23 protein-coding genes and 2 pseudogenes are annotated in these 26,607 nt (G+C 65.6%); 18 read left to right on the top strand and 7 right to left on the bottom strand.

Annotated elements, in window-relative coordinates:
• Positions 1-83 precede the first annotated feature (83 nt).
• The 9 genes and pseudogenes from OUO20_RS14495 to OUO20_RS14445 all read left to right on the top strand — a co-directional run.
• The gene (locus tag OUO20_RS14495; RefSeq protein WP_018770652.1) at positions 84-1,457 is read left to right on the top strand and encodes an MFS transporter; all 1,374 of its coding nucleotides are present in this window, start codon (positions 84-86) and stop codon (positions 1,455-1,457) included.
• Complete coding sequence (locus OUO20_RS14490; RefSeq protein WP_268002015.1) at positions 1,454-2,365, top strand: shikimate dehydrogenase; 912 nt, start codon at positions 1,454-1,456, stop codon at positions 2,363-2,365. The genes OUO20_RS14495 and OUO20_RS14490 overlap by 4 nt, the downstream gene beginning before the upstream one ends.
• Entirely contained in the window at positions 2,362-3,102 is a 741-nt protein-coding gene (locus tag OUO20_RS14485) for an SDR family NAD(P)-dependent oxidoreductase (RefSeq protein ID WP_018770650.1), read from the top strand. Before OUO20_RS14490 ends, OUO20_RS14485 begins: the two co-directional genes overlap by 4 nt.
• 66 nt (positions 3,103-3,168) lie before the next feature.
• Entirely contained in the window at positions 3,169-4,377 is a 1,209-nt protein-coding gene (locus OUO20_RS21710) for a Gfo/Idh/MocA family protein (RefSeq protein WP_442781085.1), read from the top strand.
• Positions 4,301-5,857, top strand: coding sequence for an FAD-dependent oxidoreductase (locus OUO20_RS14470; RefSeq protein ID WP_268002014.1), 1,557 nt, complete (start codon positions 4,301-4,303; stop codon positions 5,855-5,857). The genes OUO20_RS21710 and OUO20_RS14470 overlap by 77 nt, the downstream gene beginning before the upstream one ends.
• Positions 5,854-6,366, top strand: coding sequence for a hypothetical protein (locus OUO20_RS14465; protein WP_268002013.1), 513 nt, complete (start codon positions 5,854-5,856; stop codon positions 6,364-6,366). Before OUO20_RS14470 ends, OUO20_RS14465 begins: the two co-directional genes overlap by 4 nt.
• Positions 6,363-7,232: a sugar phosphate isomerase/epimerase family protein gene (locus tag OUO20_RS14460; RefSeq protein WP_134165491.1), complete on the top strand. Its 870-nt coding sequence runs from the start codon at positions 6,363-6,365 to the stop codon at positions 7,230-7,232. The genes OUO20_RS14465 and OUO20_RS14460 overlap by 4 nt, the downstream gene beginning before the upstream one ends.
• On the top strand, positions 7,229-8,068 hold the full coding sequence (locus tag OUO20_RS14455; protein WP_018770646.1) for an aldo/keto reductase: 840 nt from the start codon (positions 7,229-7,231) through the stop codon (positions 8,066-8,068). Before OUO20_RS14460 ends, OUO20_RS14455 begins: the two co-directional genes overlap by 4 nt.
• A 20-nt stretch (positions 8,069-8,088) precedes the next feature.
• Positions 8,089-9,873: pseudogene (locus OUO20_RS14445) on the top strand (FAD-dependent oxidoreductase); the annotation flags it as partial.
• 61 nt (positions 9,874-9,934) lie between these two features.
• On the opposite strand, the gene OUO20_RS14440 reads toward OUO20_RS14445, so the two are convergent.
• Both OUO20_RS14440 and OUO20_RS14435 read right to left on the bottom strand, forming a co-directional pair.
• Positions 9,935-11,806, bottom strand: coding sequence for a pectinesterase family protein (locus OUO20_RS14440; protein WP_268002010.1), 1,872 nt, complete (start codon positions 11,804-11,806; stop codon positions 9,935-9,937).
• Positions 11,806-13,149 carry a pectate lyase family protein gene (locus tag OUO20_RS14435; RefSeq protein WP_268002009.1) on the bottom strand — a complete coding sequence of 448 codons (1,344 nt, stop codon included), beginning with the start codon at positions 13,147-13,149 and terminating at the stop codon, positions 11,806-11,808. The genes OUO20_RS14440 and OUO20_RS14435 overlap by 1 nt, the downstream gene beginning before the upstream one ends.
• Positions 13,150-13,314: 165 nt before the next feature.
• On the opposite strand from OUO20_RS14435, the gene OUO20_RS14430 reads away from it, so the two are divergent.
• The 4 genes from OUO20_RS14430 (at position 13,315) to OUO20_RS14415 (ending at position 14,771) form a co-directional block, all read left to right on the top strand.
• Entirely contained in the window at positions 13,315-13,728 is a 414-nt protein-coding gene (locus OUO20_RS14430) for a hypothetical protein (RefSeq protein ID WP_326498040.1), read from the top strand.
• Positions 13,701-14,015: an ArsR/SmtB family transcription factor gene (locus OUO20_RS14425; protein WP_018770641.1), complete on the top strand. Its 315-nt coding sequence runs from the start codon at positions 13,701-13,703 to the stop codon at positions 14,013-14,015. Before OUO20_RS14430 ends, OUO20_RS14425 begins: the two co-directional genes overlap by 28 nt.
• Positions 14,012-14,419: an SRPBCC family protein gene (locus OUO20_RS14420; protein ID WP_268002008.1), complete on the top strand. Its 408-nt coding sequence runs from the start codon at positions 14,012-14,014 to the stop codon at positions 14,417-14,419. Before OUO20_RS14425 ends, OUO20_RS14420 begins: the two co-directional genes overlap by 4 nt.
• A gap of 103 nt (positions 14,420-14,522) precedes the next feature.
• Positions 14,523-14,771, top strand: coding sequence for a hypothetical protein (locus OUO20_RS14415; RefSeq protein ID WP_018770639.1), 249 nt, complete (start codon positions 14,523-14,525; stop codon positions 14,769-14,771).
• 432 nt (positions 14,772-15,203) lie between these two features.
• Here OUO20_RS14415 and OUO20_RS14410 read toward each other — a convergent pair whose 3' ends face one another.
• Together OUO20_RS14410 and OUO20_RS14405 are read right to left on the bottom strand one after the other, a co-directional pair.
• The gene (locus OUO20_RS14410) at positions 15,204-16,964 is read right to left on the bottom strand and encodes a DUF5671 domain-containing protein (RefSeq protein WP_268003441.1); all 1,761 of its coding nucleotides are present in this window, start codon (positions 16,962-16,964) and stop codon (positions 15,204-15,206) included.
• On the bottom strand, positions 16,961-17,425 hold the full coding sequence (locus OUO20_RS14405) for a hypothetical protein (RefSeq protein ID WP_018770637.1): 465 nt from the start codon (positions 17,423-17,425) through the stop codon (positions 16,961-16,963). The genes OUO20_RS14410 and OUO20_RS14405 overlap by 4 nt, the downstream gene beginning before the upstream one ends.
• A gap of 265 nt (positions 17,426-17,690) precedes the next feature.
• Between OUO20_RS14405 and OUO20_RS14400 the strand changes: the two genes are divergently transcribed.
• The 3 genes from OUO20_RS14400 to OUO20_RS14390 all read left to right on the top strand — a co-directional run bounded on the left by OUO20_RS14400 (position 17,691) and on the right by OUO20_RS14390 (position 21,327).
• Positions 17,691-19,061 (top strand): MFS transporter, encoded by a 1,371-nt coding sequence (locus OUO20_RS14400; RefSeq protein ID WP_268002007.1) that lies wholly within the window; start codon positions 17,691-17,693, stop codon positions 19,059-19,061.
• Between the two features lie 110 nt (positions 19,062-19,171).
• Positions 19,172-20,428 (top strand): aminopeptidase P family protein, encoded by a 1,257-nt coding sequence (locus OUO20_RS14395; RefSeq protein WP_018770635.1) that lies wholly within the window; start codon positions 19,172-19,174, stop codon positions 20,426-20,428.
• Positions 20,429-20,490: 62 nt separating this feature from the next.
• A complete protein-coding gene (locus tag OUO20_RS14390) occupies positions 20,491-21,327 on the top strand; it encodes an IclR family transcriptional regulator (protein ID WP_056391544.1) in 837 nt (278 codons plus the stop codon).
• Positions 21,328-21,353: 26 nt separating this feature from the next.
• Here the strand turns inward: OUO20_RS14390 and OUO20_RS14385 are convergent, their stop codons facing one another.
• Both OUO20_RS14385 and OUO20_RS14380 read right to left on the bottom strand, forming a co-directional pair.
• Positions 21,354-22,688, bottom strand: a complete 1,335-nt coding sequence (locus OUO20_RS14385) for an MBL fold metallo-hydrolase RNA specificity domain-containing protein (protein ID WP_223992714.1) — start codon at positions 22,686-22,688, stop codon at positions 21,354-21,356.
• 66 nt (positions 22,689-22,754) lie between these two features.
• Positions 22,755-23,222, bottom strand: a complete 468-nt coding sequence (locus OUO20_RS14380; RefSeq protein WP_018770632.1) for an Hsp20/alpha crystallin family protein — start codon at positions 23,220-23,222, stop codon at positions 22,755-22,757.
• 271 nt (positions 23,223-23,493) lie between these two features.
• Here OUO20_RS14380 and OUO20_RS14375 point away from each other — a divergent pair, with 271 nt between their 5' ends.
• Together OUO20_RS14375 and OUO20_RS14370 are read left to right on the top strand one after the other, a co-directional pair.
• Complete coding sequence (locus OUO20_RS14375; protein WP_018770631.1) at positions 23,494-23,961, top strand: DUF4383 domain-containing protein; 468 nt, start codon at positions 23,494-23,496, stop codon at positions 23,959-23,961.
• A gap of 44 nt (positions 23,962-24,005) precedes the next feature.
• Positions 24,006-24,461, top strand: a complete 456-nt coding sequence (locus OUO20_RS14370; protein WP_268002006.1) for a universal stress protein — start codon at positions 24,006-24,008, stop codon at positions 24,459-24,461.
• Positions 24,462-24,962: 501 nt separating this feature from the next.
• Here the strand turns inward: OUO20_RS14370 and OUO20_RS14365 are convergent.
• Positions 24,963-26,574: pseudogene (locus OUO20_RS14365) on the bottom strand (PucR family transcriptional regulator).
• Positions 26,575-26,607 lie beyond the last annotated feature (33 nt).

The raw sequence follows: 26,607 nt of genomic DNA, 5'->3' as shown, positions 1-26,607 counted from the left end.
TTAGTCGTGGACTAGCTAAGTGATGACAGCCACACTGGATGGAGCAGCCGCATCAAGCGGCGAACCACAAGAAAGGGAACTCCATGTCAGTGTCGACATCGGCTCCAGCACGCCCCAAAAACAACGCGAAAATCGCGGCCGTATCCGGCTTCGTGGGCAGCGCACTTGAGTACTACGACTTTTTCATCTTCGGCTCCGCGGCAGCGCTGATCTTCGGCAAGCTGTTCTTCGCGCCCGGTCCCTCCGCCATGCTGCTGTCCTTTGCAACGGTGGGCGTCGCCTACATCGCCCGCCCGCTCGGAGCAGTGGTCTGCGGGCACCTCGGCGACAAGTTCGGCCGCAAGCGGGTCCTGCTCCTGACCCTGCTGCTAATGGGTACCTCGACCTTCCTCATCGGCTGCCTGCCTACCTATAGCCAAATCGGGATGGCAGCGCCCATCCTCATCGTGGTTCTTCGCCTTGTGCAGGGACTTTCGGCGGGCGGCGAATCACCCGGATCAAGCTCACTGACCCTTGAGCACGCCCCTGACGGGAAGCGCGCCTTCTACACCAGCTGGACGATGAGCGGCATCATGTTCGGCATCGTGCTTTCCACCCTTGTCTTTATTCCGGTGGCATCCATGCCCGAAGACCAGCTGTTCTCCTGGGGCTGGCGCATCCCCTTCCTCGCCAGCGCAGTAGTCACAGTCATCGCCTTTATCCTCCGCCGCCTCCTCGAAGAGCCTGCCGTCTTCGAGGAAGTCAAAGAGCACGACGCAGTGGTCAAGGTACCGCTTGTTACGCTGTTCCGGCATCACTGGGCAACCGTCATCCGCGTCACGGCAATGTCGCTGTTCACCATCATCAACACCATCATCAACGTCTTCGCCCTCTCCTACGCCACCTCGGTGGTCGGCGTGGAAAAGGGACTCATGCTGACGGTGATCGCCGTCGCGAACCTTGCCGCCGTCGCCATGGGTCCGCTGGCAGGCATGCTGTCGGACCGGATCGGCCGCAAACCCGTCTTCGTCTCCGGGCTGCTGCTGCAGATCGGCATGATCTACGTGTTCTTCATGGCCCTCTCCGCCGCGAACGTCCCGCTGATCTTCCTCACCGGCATCCTGCTGATCGGTGTCGCCTACACGTCCACCAACTCCATCTACCCCGCCTACTTCCCGGAGCAGTTCCCGGTCAGGGTCCGGTACTCGGGCATGGCCATCAGCCTCATGTTCGGACTGCTCCTGGCCGGATTCGCCCCGGTCATTTCCGAGCTGCTGATCGGTGGGGACAAAGCCAACTGGGTGCCGGTCGCAACCTTCGCCGCGGTGGCCTGTGCCATCTCCGCGGTCGCTGCGCTGATGGCACCCGAGACCTTCAAGACTCCAACTGCCCAGCTGGGACTGAAGAAGTCTGACCTGGCGCGCCACCCGGCGTCGTCCGCCATTCCTGCGGCAGCCACCGCCAAGGTGCAGGCATGAGCCAGCTCGCGCTGCCTGGCCTGTGGTCATTCCAACCACGTGAAGCCGATACCGGCCACCGGTTTGTCGTCGGACTGCTCGGATCGGGGATCGGCGGCTCACTGACCCCGGCCCTACATGAAGCGGAAGCCGATAGCCTGGGCCTTTCCTGCACGTACCGAGTCATCGATCTGGACGTCATCGGAGAACCCGCAGAGCGGTCCGCGGCACTGGTGCGGCGCGCAGCAGACCTCGGATTCGACGGCCTGAACATCACCCATCCGAGCAAACAACTGGTGCAGGACGGCCTCGACGAACTCTCACCCGAAGCCCGGATCCTCGGTGCCGTCAACACCGTCACTTTCCACAACGGAAGGGCGGTGGGCCACAACACGGACCACGTTGGCTTCATCGGCGGTCTCCGGGCCGGCCTTCCGACCGCAACGACCGGCTCGGTGGTTCAGATCGGTGCCGGGGGAGCCGGTGCGGCAGTGGCCTTCGGGCTGCTCAGCGCCGGAACCAGGAACCTGGTCATTGCTGATATTGAACCGGCAAGGGCCGAAGATCTCGCCGCCAGGCTCGCCCGGCACTTCCCGGGCAGCCAGCTGTCAGTGAGCGGGACGGATGCCATCGCCGGAAGCCTCCGGGAGGCCGACGGGCTGGTGAACTCCACGCCCATCGGCATGACAGGCCACCCCGGTACACCGGTGGATCCGGACCTCATCCACCCCGGCCTGTGGGTGGCGGACGTGGTCTACCGGCCGCTCGAAACCCAATTGATCAGGGCAGCGCGTGGCAAGGGCTGCGCTGTACTTGACGGCGGCCGCATGGTGGTTGGCCAGGCAGCCGCCGCCTTCGAACTCTTCACCGGGATTCCCGCAGACGCTGACCGCATGCTTGCCAACTTCCGACGGGCGGTTAGCCGATGACACGCCAGGCACCGGCCACCATCACCGGGTCCCGCTGCCTGGTGGTCGGGGCAGCCAGCGGCATCGGGCGTGCGACGGCGTCATGCCTTCGGGCGTCCGGGGCGGCGGTGGTCGGCGCCGACCTGCCCTCGGCCACCTGGCCCGGAGAAGCCGGGACCTCGTCACTGGCCATGGACGTCACCAACCCAAAGTCCGTTGCTGCGGCCGTGTCCGCCGCAACGGAGGACATGGGAGGGCTCGACGCGGTGGTGAACTGCGCCGGCATCCTGGGTCCCGTGTCCCCTGCGGCGGACATGTCCGTGGAAGACTTCGAACGCATCATCAGGATCAACCTGACCGGGGCGTTCATCGTCTCCCGGGCCGTCCTGCCGCGAATGGCAGAAGCAGGCTACGGCCGGCTACTCCACATTTCCTCGACAGCCGGGAAGGAAGGCGTGGCCAACATGGCCGCCTACTCCGCCAGCAAAGCCGGGATCCTGGGCCTGGTCAAGTCCCTCGCCAAGGAGTTTGCGCTGTCAGGGGTCACCGTCAACGCCCTCGCCCCGGGCAATGTTGTAACCCCGCTCTTCGCCGAAGTTCCGCAAGAACAACAGGCAGCCCAGGCCGCCAAAATCCCGATGGGCAGGTTCGGCACGCCCGCCGAGGCGGCCTCGCTCATCCAATTCATCATTTCGCCGGCGGCCTCCTACACCACTGGCTTCGTTTTCGACCTGTCCGGCGGCCGCGCCACCTACTAGGCCGGAACCAGCCGGCCGCCCGGACCCACACACTTTCCCACCGCACCAGAAAGACGGCACCAGTCGATGAACACCGCACCACCTCCCACCGCCCGCCCTCTCCGGATTGGAATCGCAGGATGCGGCGCAATCTCCCGCAACCACCTGGAGGCCTTTCGCGCCCTTGACCACGTCACCATCGCCGGGGTCTGCGACATCGACCTGGACCGTGCGCGTGGCACTGCCGGGGCGTGGGGGATCCCGGCGGCAGTGAACACCGTCCGGGAGCTCCTGGACCTGGGCCTGGATATCATCTCCGTCTGCACGCCGCACCCCACCCATGAGGATGTGGTGTTGCAGGCCGCTGCGGCAGGGGTCCATGTTCTTTGCGAAAAGCCCATCGCCATTGAGCTGGCATCGGCTGAGCGGATGGTGAAGGCCTGCGGGGATGCCGGTGTGAAGTTGGGCGTCCTCTTCCAACGCCGGTTCTGGCCTGCCGCGCAGCGCATCCGTGCAGCGATTGACGACGGCACGCTGGGCCGGCCCATCATGGGCCAATGCTCGGTGATGTTGTACCGCGAACCGGAGTACTACTCCCGGGATGCCTGGCGCGGAACGTGGGCCAACGACGGCGGCGGCGTCCTGATGACCCAGGCCATCCATTACATCGACCTGCTGCAGTGGTTCATGGGAGATGTGGCAGAGGTCTACGGGAAGATCACCACCTACAAGCACGGCGGGCACATCGAAGTGGAGGACTCAGCGACGGCCGTCATTACCTTCACCTCCGGTGCCATGGCCACCCTTGAAGCGTCGACGGCGGTGTCCCCGAGCCTTGGCGTGCAGGTCAGGATCACGGGGAGACCGGTGCCTCCGCGTCCCTCACCGAATTCCCGGAAGGCAGCGACGGGCGGGTGGACCTGTGGGCAGTATCCGGGACGGTCAGCACCGAGCCTGCCTACCCGGAAGGAATGCAGGGGAACGTTCCCCTGGAAAGGATCAATGGCCAACTCATCCCCCACCACACCTCCCAGGTCAAGGATTTTGTCCAGGCCGTCCGTGAAGGAGGCGAACCGGCCATCACAGGCCGGGACGCCACGAAGGCCCTGCGGATCCTGCTGGCGGTCTACGAATCGTCCCGTACCGGCAAACCCGTCCACTTCACCCAACTGCCGTCAGATACCCTGCCCCGTGTTCGGGTTGCAGGCTAAGGAACGTCATGGAATCCAACACACGCCACGCCGCCCGTCCGCTCACCCTGGGCCGCAACGGCCGCACCCCAAAAACTCTCCGTAACCGCCTCGCCTCCGCTCCCATGGAACGCAATTACGGAACCGCCGACGGCCGGATCACCGAGCAGTACATCGACTATCTGGTGACCCGCGCCAAGGCCGGGCTGGGGATGGTCACCACCGAGGCCACGTATGTCCGCGCCGACGGCAAGGGCCGCACCCACCAGCTGGGCCTGCACAGTGATGCCATGATCCCGGGTTTGCGCAGACTCACGGACGCCCTGCACGCGGAAGGCGCGCTGGCCGCCGTCGAACTCAACCATGGTGGGCGCACCGCCCAGGCCGCCGTGTCCGGTCTCCGGAACGTGGCGCCCTCACCGGTGGCGTGCGAGGTGGCCGGCGGCGAGGTTCCGCGTGAACTCACCGTGGAAGAGTGCCACGAACTGGCGGAAGCCTACGCCCACGCCGCCCGCCGGGCGGTCCAAGCAGGGTTCGACGTCATCAACATCCACGGCGCCCACGGCTACCTGATCCATCAGTTCATGTCGCCCATTTCCAACCACCGCACGGATGAATTCGCCGCCCCGGAACGTTTCATGAACCTGGTCATCGATGCAGTGCGGGCGGCTGTCCCGGACACCATTGTGGGCATGAGGGTGTCAGTTGTTGAAGGTCCAGCGGACGGCATCACCGCCGAGCAGCAGGTGGCCATCATCGCCAGGGCCCGCCTGGAGCACCTGGACTTCCTGGACCTCTCCGCCGGCAGCTATGAAGCCGGCGAATGGATTGTGCAATCCGGCGAATGGAAGCCTGGAATCCTCGCTGACTACGCCAAGGCGTACCGACAGTTCGGCCTGCCCCTTGGGATGGCGGGGCGCCTGAACTCCCCGGCCATCATCGAAGAAGTACTCCGGGAGGAAACCTGCGATTTCGTCAGCCTTGCCCGCGCCATCCACGCCGACCCGGCTTTCGTCGGCGGCGTCCTCCAGGGCGGCCGCTACCGTCCCTGCATCGCCTGCAACGTCTGCATCGACAACCTGGGGCTCGGCCAGGTGACCTGCACCGTTAACCCGGCCGTGGGACGTTCCCGCGTTCCCGTTCCCACACCTGCCGTTCGCGAAGGATCCCGCGTTGTCGTGGTGGGTGCCGGCCCTGCGGGCCTTACGGCAGCCCGGGAACTTGCTGAAGCGGGAGCGCAGGTGACCGTCCTCGACGACGGCGCCCGCGCGGGCGGTCAGTTCGCCCTCGCCGAGCGGATGAAGTCCACGCCGGACTTCCACCGTTTTGCCGAATGGTCCGCGGAGGAGAATACACGGCTGGGCATCGATGTCCGGCTGGGGGTCCACGTGAATACCGGCCGCCTGGACGACCTTGTCCGCGGCATGGAAGCAGACGCCGTCGTGCTGGCAACGGGGGTCTCCGACCCGCGGCAGGATTCACCGGGGCAGACTCCGCCAACGTTCTGGATGTCCGCGAGTGGCTCGCCAAGCACCCGGAGGTTCTCGGCGCCAGTCCGTCAGACAGTGAAGTCCCTGATGCCGTGACCATCTGGGGAGCGGACTCCGTCGCCATGAGCGTCGCTGACACTTTGGCCCACAGGGGGACGGCTGTGCTCCTGGTGGGCCCGCAGGCGGCCATCGCGCCGGAATCCGGGCGGAGGGCCAAGATCCTGGCCGTGCCCCGGCTTGAGGCCAACCCACGGGTACGGATCCGGCTTGGCTCGACGATTGAAGAGTACGACGGCGGCCGGGTCCGGATCAGCGGTCCGGGCCTGGCTCCCGAGGGGGAGTGGCTGGACGCGCCGGGACCGCTCCTGGTTTCGCGCTCCGTGGTTCCGCTTGACGGGTCCGTCCCGGCGCGGATCCGGGACGGAGAGCTGGGCCGCCAGGCCACCGTGCCGGTGACGCTGGCCGGGACCGTGGCGGACCAGGCCCCGGCCATTGCCTCCAACGCCGTCAAGAGCGGCTATGACGCAGCGCAGAGGATCGCCGGGCTGCTGGCGTCCAGCGCCGCCGCAAACACCGAATTGAGCCTGAACGGAGCATCGTCATGACCGGAAATGCGCACAGGCCCATCGGCCTGGCACAGCTGTCCCTGCTGAACACGGCCCCGCCTGAACTTGTTGGCGTGGCAGCCCGGGCGGGCTTTGATTTCGTCGGCGTCCGGGTCCGGCCCGTAACGCCGTCCGAACGGCGTTACGAGCTGCAGCCCGGTTCACCGATGCTGCGCGAAACGCTGGCCCGGATCCAGGACACGGGCGTCGGCGTACGGGACATCGAATTCCTGCTTCTTGACGGAAGCGACCAGCGCGACGCGTGGCTGCGGATGATGGAAGCCGGCCAGGCACTCGGTGCCAGTTCCCTGACGGTGGCCGGCGGCGATCCGGACAGCACCCGCCTGACGGACACACTGGCGCGGATGACCGAGGACGGTCGAAGTTTCGGCATCACACCCACCCTGGAGGCGATCTCCTACCAGCCGGTCGCCTCCATCGCCCATGCAGCGGGCATCGCACGACAGGCGGGCTGCGGGATCGTGGTGGATACCCTCCATTTCAACCGCTGCAGCGGTCCGGGCGCGGCCGCCCAGTGGAAGGAGCTGCGCGCCAACGCGGACCTCGTGCCGCTCCTGCAGTTGTGCGACGGGCCGGCAGCACGGCCGGTCAGCCGTGAGGCGCTGGTCGTAGAGTCGCGGTCTGAGCGCGGGATTCCCGGCGAGGGCGGGTTCGGCCTTGCGGAGGCGGTTGCCGCGGTGCCGCCCGGACTTCCGGTCAGTGCGGAGGTGCCCTCGGACCGGCGCGTGGCGGAATTCGGCGAGCTCGGCTGGGCACGCCGGCTCAAGGCAGGCGTTGACACTGTGCTGGCGCAGGCCGGCAGCAGGCAGCCGAACAGCTCTGTCCGCGCGGTGGCCGCGACATGAGCGCCACCACAAGCGAGATCACGACGGCGGAGCTTACGCCGGGTGTGCGCATTCCGCTCGTCGGCCTGGGAACATGGCCCTTGACTGGTGAGGGCGCCGCAGCGGCGGTGCAGCAGGCCATCGGCAACGGCTACCGGCATATCGATACGGCCGAGAACTACGGCAACGAAGAAGCGGTGGGGGAGGGGATCCGCCGCAGCGGTATCGGGCGCGGAGACCTTTTCCTCACCAGCAAATTCAACAGCCGGTGGCACAGCCGCAGCGGAGTGCGTGATGCCTTCGGCGAGGCTGTAAAGCGGCTCCGCGTCGACTACCTGGACTTGTTCCTGGTTCACTGGCCCAACCCAACCCAGGGGAGGTTCGTCGAAGCCTGCGAAGGACTGCAGGAACTTGTCAATGACGGCTCCATCAGGGCCTGGGGCGTCTCCAACTTCAAGCCGGCGCATCTACGGCTCGTTCAGGACGCAGGCCTTGCCGTCCCGCTGAACCAGGTCCAGGTGGACCCCGAGCACGGCCAGCCGGCGCAACTGGCCTGGCACCGTCGGCACGGGATAGTCACTGCCGCCTACAGCCCGTTGGGCCGCAACGGTAAGTTCCTCGGCCATCCTGCGGTGACCGGACCGGCGCGGCAGCTCGGCAAAACCCCCGCCCAAATTGTCCTGCGCTGGCATGTCCAGCACGGCCGGGTGGCGGTGCCGAAGTCCGCGGACGGCCAACGCCAGCGCGAGAACCTGGACGTTTTCGGCTTTGCCCTGGCACCGGAACAGCTTGAGGCCATCGACGCCCTGGAGACCGGCGCGCCGCCGCGCCTGGACTCCGATACCTTCTTCCATTAAGAAAGCACCGAAATGACTGCATCATCAACAACACCTTCATCTGCCCTGCCGACGATAGACTGCGACGTCCTGGTAGTCGGCTCCGGGGCCGGCGGCCTGTCCGCCGCCGTCACGGCTGCCTACCACGGCTTAAAGGTCATTGTGGTGGAAAAAGCCGAGGTCTGCGGCGGGGCCACATCATGGTCCGGGGGTGGGCCTGGACGCCCGGAAATCCATTGGCCAAGGCCGACGGCGTCGCCGAGGACCGGGAACTGTTCCGTACATACCTGCGCCACTGTCTCGGCCGGAACTATCAGGAGGAGCGGGTAGAGGCCTTTCTGGAAGCGGCCCCGCACATGGTTGGCTTCTTCCAGAACAAGACAAGCCTCCAGTTCGTGCCGGGAACCAAGATCAAGGACATCTACGGCAACACCCCGGGCGCGGGCGCCGGCCACCGCTCAGTGGGGCCCAAGCCAATGAACGCCCGCCGGATCAAGCCAGAGCTGCGCGCCAAGATGCGCCACCAGCTCTACGAAACCTCGTTCCTTGGAATGGGGATCATGGCGGGTCCTGACCTGACCAAATTCCTCTCCGCCTCCCGTGGCAACATCAGGGGCATCGTCCATGCAGGTTGGCGGGTGGGCTTCCACCTCCTGGACCTCCTCACACACCGCCGGAACATGCAGCTTGTCAACGGCACGGCCCTCACCGGGCGCCTGCTGAAGTCGGCAGATGACCTGGGGGTGGAAATCCGCGTCTCCACCCCAGCCAAGCACCTGCTTACCGACGGTTCCGGCACGGTGACGGGCGCCGTCGTAAGTTCCCCGCAAGGTGAGCTGCAGATCGATGCCTCCCGCGGCGTCGTCCTGGCCGCAGGCGGCTTCCCCAATGACATCTCCCGGCGCAAGGCGCTGTTCCCCGGGAACCCCACGGGCCGGGAGCATTGGACACTGGCACCGAAGGAAACCACCGGGGACGGCATCACCATGGCCCAGGCCATTGGGGCACGCTTCGAGACCGATGTCGCGTCGCCCGCTGCATGGTGCCCGGTGTCGCTGGTCCCGTACCGGAACGGACTGACCGGTACGTTTCCGCACATCATGGACCGTGCCAAGCCGGGCAGCATCGGAGTCCGCCGGGATGGCAAGCGGTTCGTCAACGAGGCAAACGGCTACTACGACTACGTTGAAGGCCTGCTCAATGCGACCCCCGAGGGTGAGCCCGTAGAGGCGTGGCAAATCGCCGATGCCGCGTTCGTGCGGAAGTTCCCCCTGGGCATGGCGAAACCCCTGCCGGTGCCTCTCTTCCCGTACATACGGTCCGGCTACCTCAAGAAGGGCAACACCCTTGAGGAACTGGCGGCAGCATGCGGGATTGATCCACAGGGGCTCACGGCCACAGTGGCAGCCTTCAACGCCAATGCCCGTCTGGGCATTGACCCCGACTTCAACCGCGGTGAGACCGAGTTCAACAGGTACGGCGGCGACCCCGGGAACACCCCCAACCCTTCACTGCGTCCCCTGGAGAAGGGCCCCTTCTACGCAGTGAAAATTGTCCCCGGATCCTTCGGTACCTTTGCCGGACTCGCAGCCGATCATCACGCACGGGTCCTGGATACGCAGGGCCAGCCCATCAGCGGCCTTTACGTTGCGGGCAACGACCAGGCCTCGGTCATGGGTGGGCACTACCCGGCTGGCGGAATCAACCTGGGCCCCGCGCTGACCTTTGGGTACATTGCGGGGCGCCGCCTCGCGGACGCTACGGAGTATGAAGACGACAACACCCCCGAACCGGGAGTACAGGGGAGCCAAGTTCATCCAGGCTGAGAGACGTGCAAGCTGCGAGAGCCCGGCTCCCCTGCCGGAACCGGGCTTTCCCGTCCCGGGACTAAACGGCAGGCACCACGCTGCAATCCGCCCTTGAACCAGCGAGCTGCGGCGCCCACCCGTCACTTCCCTGCAGGTAGGTCCTGGTCGTGTACTTGGCCGCCTCAGCCGCGGGCAACTGCGGACGGTCGGGGGTAACCTGCGCGCCGGGGCCGTGGTTGTTGTACTCATGGAACCGCGCCTCGCGCCAGGAGAAACCGCTCATGTCCGTCCACGGCGTGCCGGAGATGTGGGCGCCAAGCCAGGAGTCCCGCACCAGGACCTGGGCAACGGCTTTCGGGTCGCCGCTGGGATGCCACGGCCTGCCGAGATGGACGGTGTCCCTCGCCGCGTCCGACACCAGCCGGCACTGGTCGAAGAGGTAACCGTGCGGGATGGACAGGTCCTGGCTGCCCGCCGTCACGTAACCGTTGTTGGTGGTGGAACCCCGATCCAGGGATTTGATTTCGCAGCCTCTGAAGACGGCCGTTCCGCGGCCGAAGATGAAGTCCACGTCGCCTTCCACATAGCAGCCGTCAAAGTAGAAACGGGCCTGGACGCCTGCAGCCGGTGAGTTGACCAGCAGGGTGTCCTGGTTGCCCAACAGCCTGATGTTGGACAGCACCGACCGGTCCGCCGTGATGTGCAGCGCCACGGCCTGGCGGTCCTTCATCCCCGTGTTGGCTGCCTCGTCGAAATCGTTGCTGATGGTCAGGTTCCGGGCCACAAAGTCCGGCCCGTCGATCCGGACGGACGCGCTGCCGGAGGTGCCAAAGTTCCCGCTGCCACCCGGCTTGGGGGTGCCGGACGCGTTGTTGAAGACCAGCACCACATCCTCGGGACGTCCGCCCTGGCCGATGAAGGAGATCCGCGGCTTGTCAGCCGGAACCCGCACGGCTTCGCGGTAGGTGCCGGGCTGGATCCTGATGACGGCCCGCTGGAGGCTCCCCGCAGGCGCGGAATCCACGGCGGCCTGTACGGTAGCGAACGTCCTGCCGGGTCCGACGTCGAGCGTCATCGGGACGTCGATGGGCCGCTCGGCCGGCCAGTACATGTCGAGCAGGGGTTCCGTGACGGCATCGATGTTCTGGAAATAGCCCGGCGGGACGATCTCCTTGGACTGCAGTTCACGTGCCACGAGGCGGGCCACCGCCACCGCGCCGGGGGCCTGGAAATGCGTGTTGTCCTCCGAACCCTGAGGGTACTGCGGGTGCTCGCCGGGAGCCAGGAAAAGGAACTGCGACTTGGTTCCTTCCGGCCCCAGCTGCTGCCAGAGCTGCTTCGAGGACGCGGTGAGGTCCACCAAAGGAGTGCCGGACGCGGCGGCAAGCTCCCGGACAGCCTGCGGATACGCTCCGTGGGAGTCCTTCGCATTGCCGAACGAGTCGAAGCGGCGGCGTTCCACCGGGGTGACCAGCACAGGTTTTCCCCCGCGTGCCCTGGCCCCGTCGATGTACCTGCCCAGGTACTCCTTGAACGTGGTGTCCGGGAGCGTTCCGCGCGCTGGGTCCGCCACCTTTTCGTCATTGTGGCCGAAAGAGACCAGCAGGTAATCGCCCGCCTGCATCAAGGTCAGCACCTGGTCCAGCAGCCCGGTGTCGGCAAAGCTCTTCGAGGAGGCGCCGGACCATGCGTAATCAAAGACGGTTGCCTGCGACCCCAACAGGAGTGGCAGGGCCTGGCCCCAACCGGCGCGGGGGCGCTCGGACTGCTGGTAGGCCGACGACGTCGAGTCCCCGACCACGAAGATGACCGGCCTGTTGCGGGGTTTCGTGGGGTCGGGGCCAGCTTGGGCGAAGGCCGCCGCCATGCCCGTTCCAGGGAAGGCTGCGGCGCCGGCGGTGAGTGCCAGCGCTGCCAGGACGCTGCGGCGGCTGGGCAGGATGGCAGCCATCAGAGGTCGCCTCCGGCCGTGAAGACCGGGCCCGTGGAGTCCTTGAGCAGTGCCGGCACGGCCTGGGCCGGGTGGACCTGGGTGCGCAGGGCAGGTATCCAGGACGTGTCCTCGGCCAGCTGGTCTGCGGGCGCCGCGGCGGCGTTGTACTCGGCGCGAATGTCGGTGATCTTGCCATTGACTGCATTGGCGGTGGTGGTAATGGCCGTTCCCTTGTAGCGGCCGATGATCTCCGCCGCATCAACGCCGGCTGGAAGCGTGAAGGCGTTCGCCTCCGCGTAGAGGTGTGAGCTGAACCCGGCGCCCAGGCTGTATTCGTAGGGGATGGCGCTGTCTTCGGTCACCTTAAAGTGGTTGTTGTACACGTCCACGTGGCCGAACCGGACGCGTGGCGCGCGCTGGCCCACATTTTCAAAGACGTTGTGGTGGATGGTGACCCGCAGTTTGCCGGGGTCCCCGCGCGTGGGCGAATCGGTGGAGCCGATCAGCAGCAGCTTGTCGTGGTCGGAGAACCGGTTGTAGGACATGGTTACCAGGTCCGATCCGTTGGTGACATCGACGGCGCCATCATGCACCTGGTAGGGGCGGCCGAAGTAGAGCGGCTGGGAGCTGTCGAGATTGGGGGCGTCCGTGAAAGCAGAGTGGTCGATCCAGACGTGCGTGGCCTTGTTGATGACTTGCAGCAGGTCGTATTCGCTGTTCCAGTTCCCCTCAGTGCCATCTGTGGGATCCCACGCGGGAAAGCAGTCGGCAGCGTCCCGCAGGGTGAGGTTACGGACGATGACATTGCTGGCTCCGTTGATGCGGAGGGCTGCGCCGGTGATGCTGCTGCCGGGAGTGGCACCGACGATGGTGGTGTTGCCTGGGATGTCCCACCGGATGGTCTTCGCCTGCTTTGCGGCGGCCAGGCGCCTCGCGTCCTCCTGCGGGCCCTCCGGCTTGCGGTCCCGGCCGTAGGTTGCCGGATCAAAATCCTCGAGGTACTGCGCCAGGCTGTAGTTCGTGCCGTCCGCGTAGCTTTCGCAGGTGAGTGGCGAACCATCCGCGGCAGTGTTGGCGTCGATGCTGCCGTGGACACGGACAATCTTGGGCTGGTTGCCGCCGGTGGCGAATGCAGCCAACAGTTCCGCCTTTGTGGAGACGTCGTAAACATTGGCGGCCTCTGCTGCCGAGCCGCCGGTGGTTCCAGTATCTTCGGATGCCCAGCCGTTTCCAGTGGGAAGAATCTGGCGCTCAAGCGGCGTCTGGGCGGTCTGGGCCGTGGGATCCGCCACTGGAACTGGGGAAGCTCCTGCCGGTCCGGCAACGAGGAGTGCTCCTGCAATGGCAATGGCTGCAGACATGGATAGGTGCGTACTGCTTTTTCGCATGTTCTCTCTTCCGTCATTGGAATGAACTGCGCCCAGGACCGGGGGCCACTATGCCGCCGACATTTGTGAGCGCTGACAAGGACCATATCCAGAAAACGGTTTCTCGGCAATAGTTCTACTCCGGCTAGACTCGCCTGCATGGGGGAGAACAACATGCCTGACGAGCGCCAACCGTCCAAACGCGGCAAGCTTCCAGCCGCCGTCGTGCCAGTGCTCGGTGCTGCGGCGGTGCTGCTTGGCTGCCTGATCGCGTACCTGAACCGCAACTTCACCGGCTGGTTTGCCTATGCGCCGCTGAGCAAGACGCCCTTCAGCGCCAACGGCGCGGCCTTCGTCACCCAGGGGACCCAGATAGGCCTGGCCATCATCGCCGCCGGGCTGCTGGTGCTCGCATTCTGGGCCGGCTACCGGTTGGGACGGCGGGCGAAGCCCGGACGCCAAGGCGTCGCCAGACCCGAGCCAGCGGAGCCGCCCAGCGGAACCCGCCTTGATACGTCGGAAAATTCCGACATATACTGTTGGGTGTGCTTCCCGATGTCTTTGCCGCCGTAGCCAACCCGGCACGGCGCACCATCCTGGACGAGCTTCGGCAGGGACCGCGGACGGCCGGTGAGCTTACCGGCCTGCTGGACCTCAGCCGCCCCGCCGCGTCCGAACACCTGGCCGTGCTTCGCGAGGTGGGGCTGGTCCGCGAGGAGCGGCAGGGCCGGAACCGGGTGTACCACCTCCAGCCTGCCGCCCTCGCCGAGGTCGGTGGCTGGGTAAAGAACTTTGAGCACTACTGGAACCAGCGGCTGGACGCGCTGGCAGACCTTCTGGACGAGGAGAATCCGTCATGACCGAGAATGCCATCCGGCTGGAACGCCGCTACCCGCACCCTGCCCCGGCGGTGTGGGCTGCACTGACCACGCCGGAACTGCTGGCGCGCTGGTGGGCGCCCGGCGATATTGCGCCCGTGGCGGGACATCGTTTCACCATGGACATGGACGCCTGGGGCCGGCAGCAGTGCGAGGTCCTGGCCGTGGAGGAGGGCAGCTCCATCAGCTTCCTCTTCTCCGAAGGCCAGCTGGACACCACCATCACCTGGCGGCTCGAACCAGTCGACGGCGGTACCGTCCTCCACTTCGAACACGCGGGCTTCCAAGTCGATACCCCTATGGGCCGCCATGCCATAGAAGGCATGGGCAACGGCTGGCCGGGCCTGCTGGCCCGCATTGACGGGATCCTCGCCGAAGTCTCCTGACGCCTTGGGGGAGCGGACGACGGCGGGACGCGCCCGCCGTCGTCCGCTCCCTTCCGCGCCTTCCGCGGGTTTACCGCCCGAAGGCGAAGGGTAACGATGGAGTATGACTGATTCAGGAGCGGGCGGCGCCAACGACCCCTTTGACGGCAGCGACGGGATCGTGGCCGGAACCGAGCACCTTGAGACGCCTGAAAGCATCGCCGAGGATGTCCGCCACGACATCCAACTGGGCCACGTCCAGGACGATGTTACCCACGTCCTTGAGGAGCGGTTCGAGGAAGCAGGCATTGAGGCCCGCCCTGAGGAAGTGGATGACCTCGCCGAAGAAATCGAGCGGGACGCATCAAGCTAAGCCCCTGGCGTCGACGCCAAGGAGCAGGTGCTTCACCGAGCAGGACGGGCCTGAAACGGCAGGTAACAACCTGGTCCAGTGCGCTGGCCGTGTTGGGCGCATGGCTCCAAGGAGTCATACCGGTGGTCCAGGTGGCCCGCCCCTCAACAGGGTGGTTGCGGCTTAGGGCCAATCGGCCCGGGTGAAGCGTATGGGGCTCCGCAGTGTGAGAAGGCAATCGGATGTCCACTCGGCGACCTTGCCTTGTGAGTCCTGTGCATTGGGCGCTGCGACCTGCTGCACGTCCTGGTTTGCAGCGTCTTGAGGACCATCGGCGATGCTTTTCATTTATCCCCCTTGGCAAGCGTGTGTGCCCACCCTAGGCACCCCGGAATGCCAAAGGAAGGGGTTAATCCACCAGCGGGATAAACTGCGCAAATCTTGAGTATCACGCTACTCGGCACCAGGAACGGTCCGTGTTCGCGCTGTGGTTGCTGCCTTCCAGGGCCCCGCCCCGGCTGCTACCAGCGGCGTGACTTCCAGCCGGGTTCCCGGCCCTGCCAGCACCAGGACATGCTGGGCTGCCACGCCCTCCAGGGCGGCAGCCACCTGCGGGACGATGTCCTCCACCCCGGCAGGAAGGACGGACGACGGCGGAAGTCCGGCGCCGCCGTCGTCCGCCCTCAGCCACGTGGTCACCTTGGCGCCGCCGGTGGCATCAGCGATGCCACGTGCCAACGCCTCCGGGTCCACGGTTCCCGGCGCGTAGCCGCTGATGAGCGTGACCCGCTCAATCACCCGTTTATGGATGGGTGCGGCGGCGGCAAGCAGGGCCCGGTCATGCCGCCACAGCCCAAAGTGGTAACCCGCCACCAGCCCGGCCGCCACCAGGAGGCCCAGCGGGGCCCGGATCCGGTCCAAAAGGCTGCCGCCCGAAACGTCACCCAGGAGGAATTCGAAGAGCCGGTAGCCAATGACCAGCAGCGTAATGAGCGCCACCACCGCACTGACACCGAAAAACGCCACCAGGTAGACGCGCCGGCCGGGAGGGATATCGGCTGCCGTCCGCGGCTGGTGCCTCGGCTTCCAGGCCTGCCACCAGACCGGGCCGCCGACGGCAAGGGAACTGATGCCGCCCAGGAGCAGGGTGCGCGTGGCACCACCGGCCAGTGGCGATACCGCAGCGGCCAGCAACGCGTTCACCACCACCCCGATGCCGGACGCGGCCGCGGCAAGCGCCACGGCCGACGTCACCAGGAGACTGGCGCGGCGGGTCCGGGGTGATCGGTGGACGGACGTGGTGCGGTGGTACCGCCACACCAGGGCGCCGATGACGGCGGCCGCAATGGCCGGGGCGAGCGGTTCGAGCAGGTCGTTCAGCGGGTCGCTCCGGTCAAACGCCAGCCGCAGGAGGACAAACAGGATGACACCCAGCCCGCCCAAAGCGGAGATCCCGGCGACGAAGATGCCGACAACGATGATGGTGACGTCCACCAGCCCCGTTTGGTAGCGCCGGCCACCCTCCCGGAACCAGTGCCACCACCACACCACTGCTCCGCCGGCGGCCCAAATGAGGGACCGGAGGGCGTCGACCCACCACGGCTCAAAGGTGGCGGTGGCCGTGAAACCGCGGATGGCGACATCCAGCAGCGTACTGAGCGCGGCAATCGAAGCGCCGGCGGCCAGCAACAGGCCAAAGACGAAGCCGACGACGGCGCGCACGTCCTCAAGGTGCGATGACGGTTTGCGGGGGTGCTTCCACATCCACCGGTGCCACCACCAGATAGCTGCCCACACAAGGGCGTTGGCCAACGGGGACTGCCACTGGCTTTCCTTCGCATCAACAAAAGATGAGGCGAGGTCCAGCAGCGATGTGGTGCCGATGATGAGCGAGACCGCGTACATACCGGTCAGGTAGAGGCCCCACCCGGGCGCAGTCCGCTCCGATTCGTCGTCGAGCCTCCGCCACACGAACCACCAGAGAAGCAGTGCCAGCGGTCCGCCGATCAGGGTGAAGGCCAGCGACAGGGCCAGCCCGGCCACGTCGCCCGCCGCCAGGACGGACGCCGTTCGGAACAGCCGTTCCAGCAGTCCGCTGAGGCCTGACGCCGTGATGACCACCAAGGCAAACAGCAGAACGTACAGGATCAGGCGGCGAAGTGTGGCCAGGCCGCTGGCGGGAGCGGGAGCCAATGGTGCTGCCGGCGCCGTCATTGCTTCACCGGCGTCACGGTGCAGGCCATCAGGGGGTACGGCGGCTGGTCGATCATCCATGTCCCGTTCACCTTGAGGAGCGAGAAGGCGTCCTCCATCTCATACTCTGAGGGGCCGAACGGTCCACCCTGTGATGACCGCACGATCGAAACTTTGACGGTGGCTGAATCGGTGCGCTCCGTCGTCGAAATCAACACCACCCGGGCAGGGCGCGGTTCGCCCGGGTAGGACCCGCTGCACCTGCTCCGGGCACCCTCGGTGAGGAAGGACTGCGCGGTGGGGATGTCGCCGTCGATCACGGCTTTGCTGTACTGCTGGACCACTCCGGCGGGGCTCGCCTTATCCAGCGGTGCCGGCTCACCCCGGGTAAATACCACGGCCAGCGCAACCACCACCAGCACCACCACAACGCCCGCCAGCGCGAGCAGGATCCGGTCCGGTTTTCGCGCTGCGTCATCCATGGCGCAAGTATGCGGCAGGGCGGCGGCTTTCGCCCGTGTCTTAGGACCTGATTTTCCGCCGCCACTCGAAAACTCAACAAAGTTGCGCCTCACGCAACGTACTCGGGCATTGCTGGCCGATTGCGTTCGTCCTGCGACGGCGTTGCCACTCCGTGGAATGGGCCAAAAAACTTCATCGGCGGGTATTGACTGTGGCACGCGTCACGGCCTATCTTGAAACAACCATGTTGCAACAGTTGCAACCCCTACTTTTACTGGTGGTTCCATGAGTAACGAATCAAACTCACCCGTCGCAGGAGTCATTGCCAATGACGTTGATGTTCCTTCCGCGGCAGGCCACGGCGCGGACAACCCGGTGGCCAGCAAGGACGTTCGACGCCGGGTGGTCACGGCGAGCTTCATCGGCAACTTCGTCGAGTGGTTCGACTACGCCGTGTACGGCTATCTCGCGGCCGTAATTTCCTCGGTATTCTTTCCCGAAGCCGACCGGCAGACCGCGCTGCTGGCAACCTTCGGCGTCTTTGCCATTTCCTTCTTCGTCCGGCCCCTGGGCGGCTTCTTCTGGGGCCACATCGGCGACAAGCTGGGCAGGCGCAAAGCCCTGTCGCTCTCCATCGTCATCATGTCCGTCTCCACCTTCTGCATCGCCCTCATTCCGGGATACTCAACCATCGGCATGCTGGCTCCGGTCCTGCTGCTCCTGGTCCGCGTGGTGCAGGGCTTCTCGGCAGCCGGCGAATACGCAGGCGCCTCAGCCTTCCTGGTGGAATACGCCCCGGCCAACCGCCGCGGACTCTACGCCGCGGTGGTCCCGGCCAGCACCGCAGCGGGCCTGCTCCTGGGTTCCCTGATCGCTGCGCTCCTCAGCTCTGTGCTCAGCACCGAACAGCTGCACGAGTGGGGCTGGCGGCTGCCGTTCCTCCTGGCGGCCCCCATGGGCCTGATCGGCCGCTACATCCGCACCAAGCTGGAGGACACACCCGCCTTCCGCGCCCTGGCCGACCAAGCCGAATCAGCGCCTAAGGCTCCTGCGCTGGACATGTTCCGGACCTACCGCAAGCAGCTGATCATTGCCTGCGGGGCAGTGCTGCTCAACGCCGTCGGCTTCTACGTCATCCTCAGCTACATGCCCACGTACCTTTCCGAGGAACTGGGCTTCGGGCCCACCGAATCCTTCCTGGCCACTACCATCGCCCTGGCCAGCTACATCGGATTCATCTTCCTGACCGGCATCGCGTCGGACCGGTTCGGCCGCAAGAAAATGCTGATCACCGCCTCCGTGCTGTTCATCCTCCTGACCGTCCCCGCCTTCATGCTCCTGGACACCGGCAACTTCCTGGTCATCGTGCTGGTCCAGATCCTGCTGGGCGGCATGCTCACCCTGAACGACGGCACCCTGCCCAGCTTCCTTGCCGAACTGTTCCCCACCAAGGTCCGGTACAGCGGATTCGCAGTCAGCTTCAACCTGTCCAATGCATTGTTCGGCGGCACCGCACCCTTCATGGCCACACTGCTGATCGGCCTGACGCAGAGCAAGCTGGCCCCCGGCTGGTACCTGGTGGCGGCCTCTGTCGTATCCCTGGTGGCCGTGCTGTTCGCCGCCGAAACGTCGCGGAAGCCCCTTAAACACCTCTGAGCGACCAGAGGCCCCTCAACCAACCCCTCGCACAAACAACACCAACTGCAGCGCAATCACCTGCCGCGGCATGCCCTGGCAGCAGCTGCATCCATTAGAAAGGCACACCCGTGACCATCACTGCCGACAACGCCTCATCCATCGCCGAGCTGGAGCGCCTCAAGGTCCTGCACAACGGCACCAAGGGCAAGCTCACGTTCTCCGACGCAGAGTTCGAGCGCCGCCTGGGCGGGCTCCGCCGGATCATGGCCGCCAAGGACCTGGACGCGGTCATCCTCACCAGCTACCACGGCATCAAGTACTACTCCGACTTCCTGTACACCACGTTCGGCCGCAACTACGCCCTGGTGGTCACCGCTGACGACTCCGTCACCGTCACGGCCAACATCGACGCCGGCATGCCCTGGCGCACCTCCTACGGCGAGAACATCGTCTACACCGACTGGCGCCGCGACAACTTCTACTTCGGCCTGCAGGAGGCACTGCGCCAGCGCGGCGTCAAGGCCTCCCGCCTGGGCGTCGAGGACGACTTCCTCCCCGGCCTGACCCGCGAGAAGATCGCCGCCGCCTTCCCCGGAGCGGAACTCCTGGACGTTTCGCAGGACGCCATGCGCCAGCGCATGATCAAGTCCGCCGAGGAGATCGAGGTCATCAAGCACGGCGCCCGCATCGGCGACCTGGGCGGCGAAGCCATCCGCAACGCCATCCGCGAGGGCATCACCGAGTACGAGGTGGCCCTGATCGGCACCGAGGCCATGGTGCACGAAATCGCCCGCACGTTCCCGCACCGCGAGGTCCGCGACACCTGGGTGTGGTTCCAGTCCGGCATCAACACCGACGGCGCCCACAACTGGGCCACCACCCGGAAACTGCAGCAGGGCGACATCCTCTCGCTCAACTGCTTCCCGATGACCTCCGGCTACTACACCGCCCTGGAGCGCACCCTCTTCCTGGGCCAGCCGGACGAACGCTCCCTGGAACTGTGGAACATCAACGTGGAGGTGCACCGCCGCGGCCTGGAACTCATCAAGCCCGGCGCCGTCTGCAAGGACATCGCCGCCGAGCTCAACGAGATCTACATCAGCCACGGCCTGCTGGCCAACCGCACCTTCGGCTACGGACACTCCTTCGGCGTCCTCAGCCACTACTACGGCCGCGAAGCCGGCCTGGAACTGCGCGAGGACATCGACACCGTCCTGGAACCCGGCATGGTGGTCTCCATGGAACCCATGATCACGGTAGCGGACGGCCTGCCCGGCGCCGGCGGCTACCGCGAGCACGACATCCTGGTCATCGGCGAGGACAACACGGTGGAGAACATCACCAAGTTCCCGTTCGGCCCGGAACACAACATCATCCAGGCATAACCATCACACTGGGAGGCGGCGCCACGGACACGTGGCGCCGCCTCTGCCGTCCATGAGGAAAGATGGTGTCCACCATGACTCCTGCAAAAACCTCCGACAGCAACGGCAACGGGACCGGCACCAACGGCGGGACGGACGCGAAAGGCGCCTCCGTCGTCGTCAATGCCATCGCCGTCCTGCGCACCTTCACGGCTGACGAACCCCTGCTGGGCGTCACCGAAATCGCCAACCGCGTAGGCATGCACAAGAGCAGCGTCTCCCGGATCCTGGCCACCTTCGAGCAGGAAAACCTGGTGGAACGGGACCCCGAAACCAAGCGGTTCCGGCTGGGGCTGGGACTCATCGCCGTCGCCGGGCCGCTGCTGGCCGAGATGGAGGAACGGCGCGTGGCGTATCCGGTCCTGCGGCAATTGACCGAGCAGACCGGGGAAACCAGTGCGCTGATGCTCTGGAACGGGGATGAGGCCATCTGCGTGGAGCAGATCGCCAGCCACCATCAGATCAAGCACACCACGCCTTTGGGGGCGCGCTACCGGGACGCCATGAGCGCCTCCGTCCAGGTATTCCTCTCCACCCTCCCGGCCGAGCGGGTACGGGAGCTGCTGCGCAGCGGAACCATCACCTTTCCAGGACTGGACGACGCCGGACTGGCAGCTTACGAAGCCAGGCTCCAGGATGTGGCGGAGCGGGGATGGGCGGGAAACTACGGCGAATCGTCCATGGACGAGGTTGGCGTCGCCGCCCCCGTCCGGGACCACCGCGGCGACATAGTGGCCGCCGTCCTCATCCCAGCCCCCCGCTTCCGGGTATCGAAGGAACAGTTCGAAAGCCTGGGGGAGGCCTGCGTGGCCGCCGCCGCCAAAGTCACCACCCGCCTGGGCGGGCGCCCCACAACCTGAAGCGGCGTGGCGGTGTTCTGCGTCTTTTAGCTGGGGTGTTCGAGCGAGATGGTTTCCAGGTGCTCGGGGACGCGGGCTTTCCAGCCAAGTTGGCGCTTGATGCGGGCCCGGAGGGTGTCTGCGGCGTCCGGTTCACCATGCGTGACGTAGGTCATGGCCGGCGCCTGGGAAGCGGTCTTCATCCATTGGATCAGCTCGTCGGAATCCGCATGGGCTGACAGTCCTTCCATTTGGATGACTTCTGCTCCGATTTCAACGTCCTGTCCGTAGATGCGGAGGTGTTTTTCACCCGCGGCGAGCGATGCTCCGCGCGTGCCTCCGGCCTGGTATCCGCTGAGGATGATGGCGTTGCGCCGGTCCGGCCCGTAGGCCGCGAGGTGGTGCAGGATCCTGCCGCCAGTGAGCATGCCGCTGGCGGAGATGATGATCATGGGTCCGCCGCGAAGGTTGAGCAGCTTGGATTCGTCAGCGCTTCGGACGGGCGTAGCCACTTTGTACATGCTTTCGAATTCGTGCTGTTTGAGCCTGTGTTCCTCGCGGTGGCGCTGGTACATACCGGAGGCGTCAATGGCCATCGGGCTGTTGAGGTAGATCGGGATGGAGGGGATGGCATTCCTGGCCAGAAGGCGTGAGAGGTGCAGCAGGACTGTTTCGGCCCGGCCGACGGCGAACGCAGCGATCATGATGACGCCGCGTCGTTTGGCCACCCGGCTGATGATCTCGCCCAGTTCGGTTTCAGGGTTCCCCGCGGGATGTGCCCTGTTGCCGTAGGTGGATTCGGTGACCAGTACGTCCACGGGCTCAAGGTCACGGGGCGGGTACATCAGTGGGTCGTGGGTGCGGCCCAGATCCCCGGTGAAATGGATCGTCCTGCCGCCGAGTTTGAGGTGCACCTGTGCGGCGCCCAGGATGTGGCCGGCGGGAAGGAATGTCGCTTCGATGCCCCCGGGCAGGGAAAACGGGGAGTCGAAGCCCTGGGTCCTGAAACTGTTGAGCGATCGGACGGCGTCTTCTGCAGTGTAGAGGGGCACTGGCGGATGATGTGTTGATGATGCTGTGCGGTCCGCATACCGGGCTTCCTCTTCCTGGAGGTAACCGCTGTCGGGAAGCAGCAGTGAACACAGTTCTGCCGTACCAGGGGTCGCATAGACAGGGCCGTTGAAACCGTCGCGGACCAGGGCAGGAACATACCCGGTGTGGTCCAGGTGGGCATGTGTGAGGACAACGGCGTCGATGTTCGCGGGGCTGACCTGGAACGCTACCCGGTTACGGTCGCGGAGGTGTTTATAGCCTTGGAACAGACCGCACTCGATCAGGACCCGGTGGCCGCGTGAACGGATCAGGTATCTGGAACCCGTCACAGTGTCGGTTGCACCGAGGAACTGCAACGTCGGGGGATGCTGGTCCCTTGGCTGGGGCACTGCCCGTTACCCGCGGGTGATGGGAAGTTTTTTCGGTTCGGTGGGTTGGGCCTGCTCGGGCAACGGGGTGCGGACTTCCAGGACCCCGTTGGTGTAGGTGGCTTTGATGTCTTCTTCCTTGACCCCGTCAGGGAGCGGGATGTTCCGGCTGAAGGACCCGTAGCGGAACTCTGACCGATAGCTGCCTTTGTCCTTGTGTTCTTCCTTTTCCTGGCGTTCAGCGCGGATCCGCAGGAACCCGTCATCCATTGTCACTTCAATGTCTTTGTCAGGATCGACGCCGGGCATCTCGGCACGCACCACAAGGGTCTTGTCGTCGACGAACTCTTCGACCCTGATCGGGGCAGGGCTGGCCGGTGACTCAAACATGCGCTCTATGGAGTCCAGCAACTCCGCCGGGGAGCGCAGGGCAGACGTGAAGGGGGAGGGCCACCGGGAGGCTGCGAAGGGGGACCATTTGAGCAGATCAGACATGACAAAAACTCTCCAGATTCGGTGCGGAGGACGCCCGGAAGGGGCCGGATTAATCCAGTAAATACCCGTGCAGCCGGGGCTGGCAGGGGCAAAAGACCCGCCCGCCCGGAGCCCTCACGCACAGCCCTGAAATTCATGGATACCTGAGGACTAAAGCCTCTGAAGGCAAGACGCGCCCGGCTCGAAGCTGGAACCATAGGGAGGCTTGCCCCACCCCGGCAGCCGAACTTAAACACAACAATTTCCCTCCCCGCGTACAAGGAAGCAAGCCATGTCTGCATCATCAGCACATCCGGGCGTAGGCGCACGTCACCACCGCACGGCCATCGAAATGACTGCCCTGGCGGCGGGAGCAGTTTTCGCCCTGGTGGGCGTTCTCGGTTTCATCCCTGGAGTCACCACGAACTATTCGGAACTGAGTTTCGCCGGCCCCGACTCCGGCGCGATGCTCCTGGGTGTCTTCCAGGTATCCATCCTGCACAACATTGTTCACCTCCTCTTTGGAGCAGCCGGCCTGCTCATGGGCAGGACCGCCTCCCAGTCGAAGTACTACCTCATCGGCGGCGGCGCCCTCTACCTGGTTATTTGGCTCTACGGACTCCTGATTGACCAGGCATCCTCGGCCAACTTCATCCCGGTGAACACCTCAGATAACTGGCTCCACGTGGTGCTGGGAGTCGTCATGCTCGCAGTGGGGATTGTGCTTGGCCGCGGAACCGGCCCGGCGAAAGCACCCTGATCCCTCTGACCCAGTACGGCTCGGGGCAGTGAAAGGAAAGACGAATGACCAGCACTGGTCCATTCCTGATTGTTGTCGGCTTTGACGGTTCCGAACCCTCCCAGGCAGCACTGGACTGGGCGATGGATGAGGCCCGCCAACGCAATGGCCAACTCCGCTTCGTCACCGCCTGGAACAAGCCGCCAATGGCGTGGTATCCGGCTGTCCTGGAAACGGCCGCAGGTGAAATTGCCGCCGAAGAGTCTCCGGAGCACATCGCCCGGACGCTCCAGGGTGAGGCGCTGAAGGCCGCCGCAGATGGCGGCGTGACCGCTTCGGGGCAACTCGTAGACACCCATTCACCTGCTTCGGCGATTCTTGACGCCGCCAAGGACGCGGATCTCATTGTCGTCGGCTCCCGGGGCCATGGGGGATTTCCAGGGCTGCACTTGGGCTCCGTATCCACCCAGGTGGTCAACCACGCCCCCTGTGCTGTCCTGGTGGTCCAATCCAAGGCGTAATGCCCCTGGAGCCTGCTCAGCTGGGCCCCGTCAGCCGCTGCAGCTGGGCGCGTGGAGGGGACGCACACCAAAAGTTCAAGCGGAATGCGCTCTACCTCTGCTGGAGTGCCGGGGCCGGTCGTAGAGTGGAAGTGCCTGCAGGTAACCATCAGATGACGCCGGGTTGTTCAGGACATGAGAATGTCCGAGCCGTCTCTTAGCGAGATCGCGAAGGTACCTGCAGGTTCTGCGTTTAAACACTTTTCTCCGCTGGAAATTTGGCTCTTGCGTCCCCGCAAAACCAGGCGTAACACTGTTAATACGTTCTTCGAAAGAAGGGCGTGAACGGACAACAGGGAACCCTGGAACACACCGTGGATCTGATCCAGGTGGTCTGCCGGTGACGAGGCAGGAAGCACCAGGATTCCCGCAAGTTCGGGAGATGATGTTCGTCATAACGGAATCAAAACAGTCGAAGCCCCTTCAGCATTGCTGGTGGGGCTTCCCCTATGTACTGCCAGGTCAGGGCAGTCCGGCCATCCGGGCCGCCAGGTGCAGTGCCGCCAGCCGGCCCGTGCCGCGCGGATCACCGCCGCACAGCTCGAAAATGCGCTGCAACCTGTGGTGCATCGACTGGCGCTCCAGGTGCAGTTCCCGTGCAGACTGCGCTGTGTTGCAGCCTGAGTCCAGCCACACCTGCAGGGTCTCCAGCAGCTGGGACTGCCGCTGCGCATCATGCTCAAGGACCGCCCGCAGCTGCCGGTTGACGAACGCCTCCCGTGATGAGGCATCAAGGCAGGTCAGGGACAGGCTCTCCACGGCAGCGTCCTCCGCATCCACCACCACCAGGCCGCGGGCCGGATAGCGCCTGCGCGCCGACGCGTTCCTGCGCCGGATCTGGCGCACCTCCAGGGTGCGGCGGGCTTCGGCCAGGGACCAGGCGGCTTCCGCCACGCCGCCGGCCAGGGGACCGACGGCGATCACCGCATCATGGTCCCCTTCCAGCCCCTTCAGCGATTCCACTAGCTGCCGCCGTTCACCGACAGTGTCAGCGCAGGGCAGGCCGATCATCACCACCAGTTCGGCATCATCCAGATAGGCGGCGCACGGAATGCGCCGTGAGCTGAGGAAGCTTTCGACGGCGCCACGCAGCTCCTGCGGTGACGCGGCGTGGATTGCCGCCACCACGGAGGGGAGTCCGTGGGGAAGCCGGCACCCGGGGCCAGCTGCTCAAGGCGCCACTCCGGAGCTGCGTTCAGGACTGCCCGCATCAGTTCGGCGCCAGCCAGAGCATGCAGTCCGGGAGGCGTGTGCTGCAGCAGCGCCAGGCCCAGGATGTCCACGGCGCGTTCCCCCGCCACCTGCGCCAGGGCCACGTCCGCGGCATCCGGAACCCGCACCTCCAGGCGGCCCATGAGGACACCCCGCACGGGAATGTCCACGGTGATCACCGTTCCGCCGGCCCTGCCGTGAAAGCCGCCGTGCCCGCCCGGCCCGGAGCCGCCGTCGTCCGCTGTATCGCCAGCTGCCGCCGCCCCGGCTTCCGCGCCAATGTCACCGTTCCAGCCCTCGGGCATGGCGCTGCCCATGGTGACTCCCCAGGGGAGGTGAGCTTCACCGCGGAGCTGGTCATGCCGGCCAGTACGCCCAGGATCTTGTCGAGTGAAGCGCCGTGGGCCAGCTCCGCCGCCATGGCCCGGGTGGCAGCGTCAGCCTGCTGGAGGTGTCCCACGGACTCGCTCACAAGCAGGGAATTGATGGCCTGCATGACGCCCACGAACGGCACCACCTTGCGCAGCTCCACCACCGGAAGGCCATATTCCTCGGCCTTTTCGAGCATGTTGGCCGGGATCTCCGGCAGGGCGCCACCGGTCTCGATGGCGAGCGCTGCAATCCCGCGCTGGGCCAGTTCGCGCACGTAGTCCTCGCGCTTGGCAGGCGTGGCCGTGGCCAGGGTGATCCCGCCGCACAGCAGCAGTTCGCCGCCCCGGAGCAGGGGTGCAATGTCAAGCACTTCGCTGGAGTGGACCCAGCGGACCGGTTGCGCGTCGGCCGCCACACCCAGGGGGTGGACCACGGGATCGGCGGCGGCGAGGGCGGGGTGGGCGAGTATTTCGCCAAGAAACACTGACACGACAGTCCGTAACGTAGTAGGGGAATCTGTTCG

The organism is Arthrobacter sp. FX8 (assembly GCF_026723805.1).
Taxonomy (GTDB): Bacteria; Actinomycetota; Actinomycetes; order Actinomycetales; family Micrococcaceae; genus Arthrobacter.
Note: the sequence above shows the minus strand (reverse complement) of the source record. Positions and strands in the feature narration are given on the sequence as shown.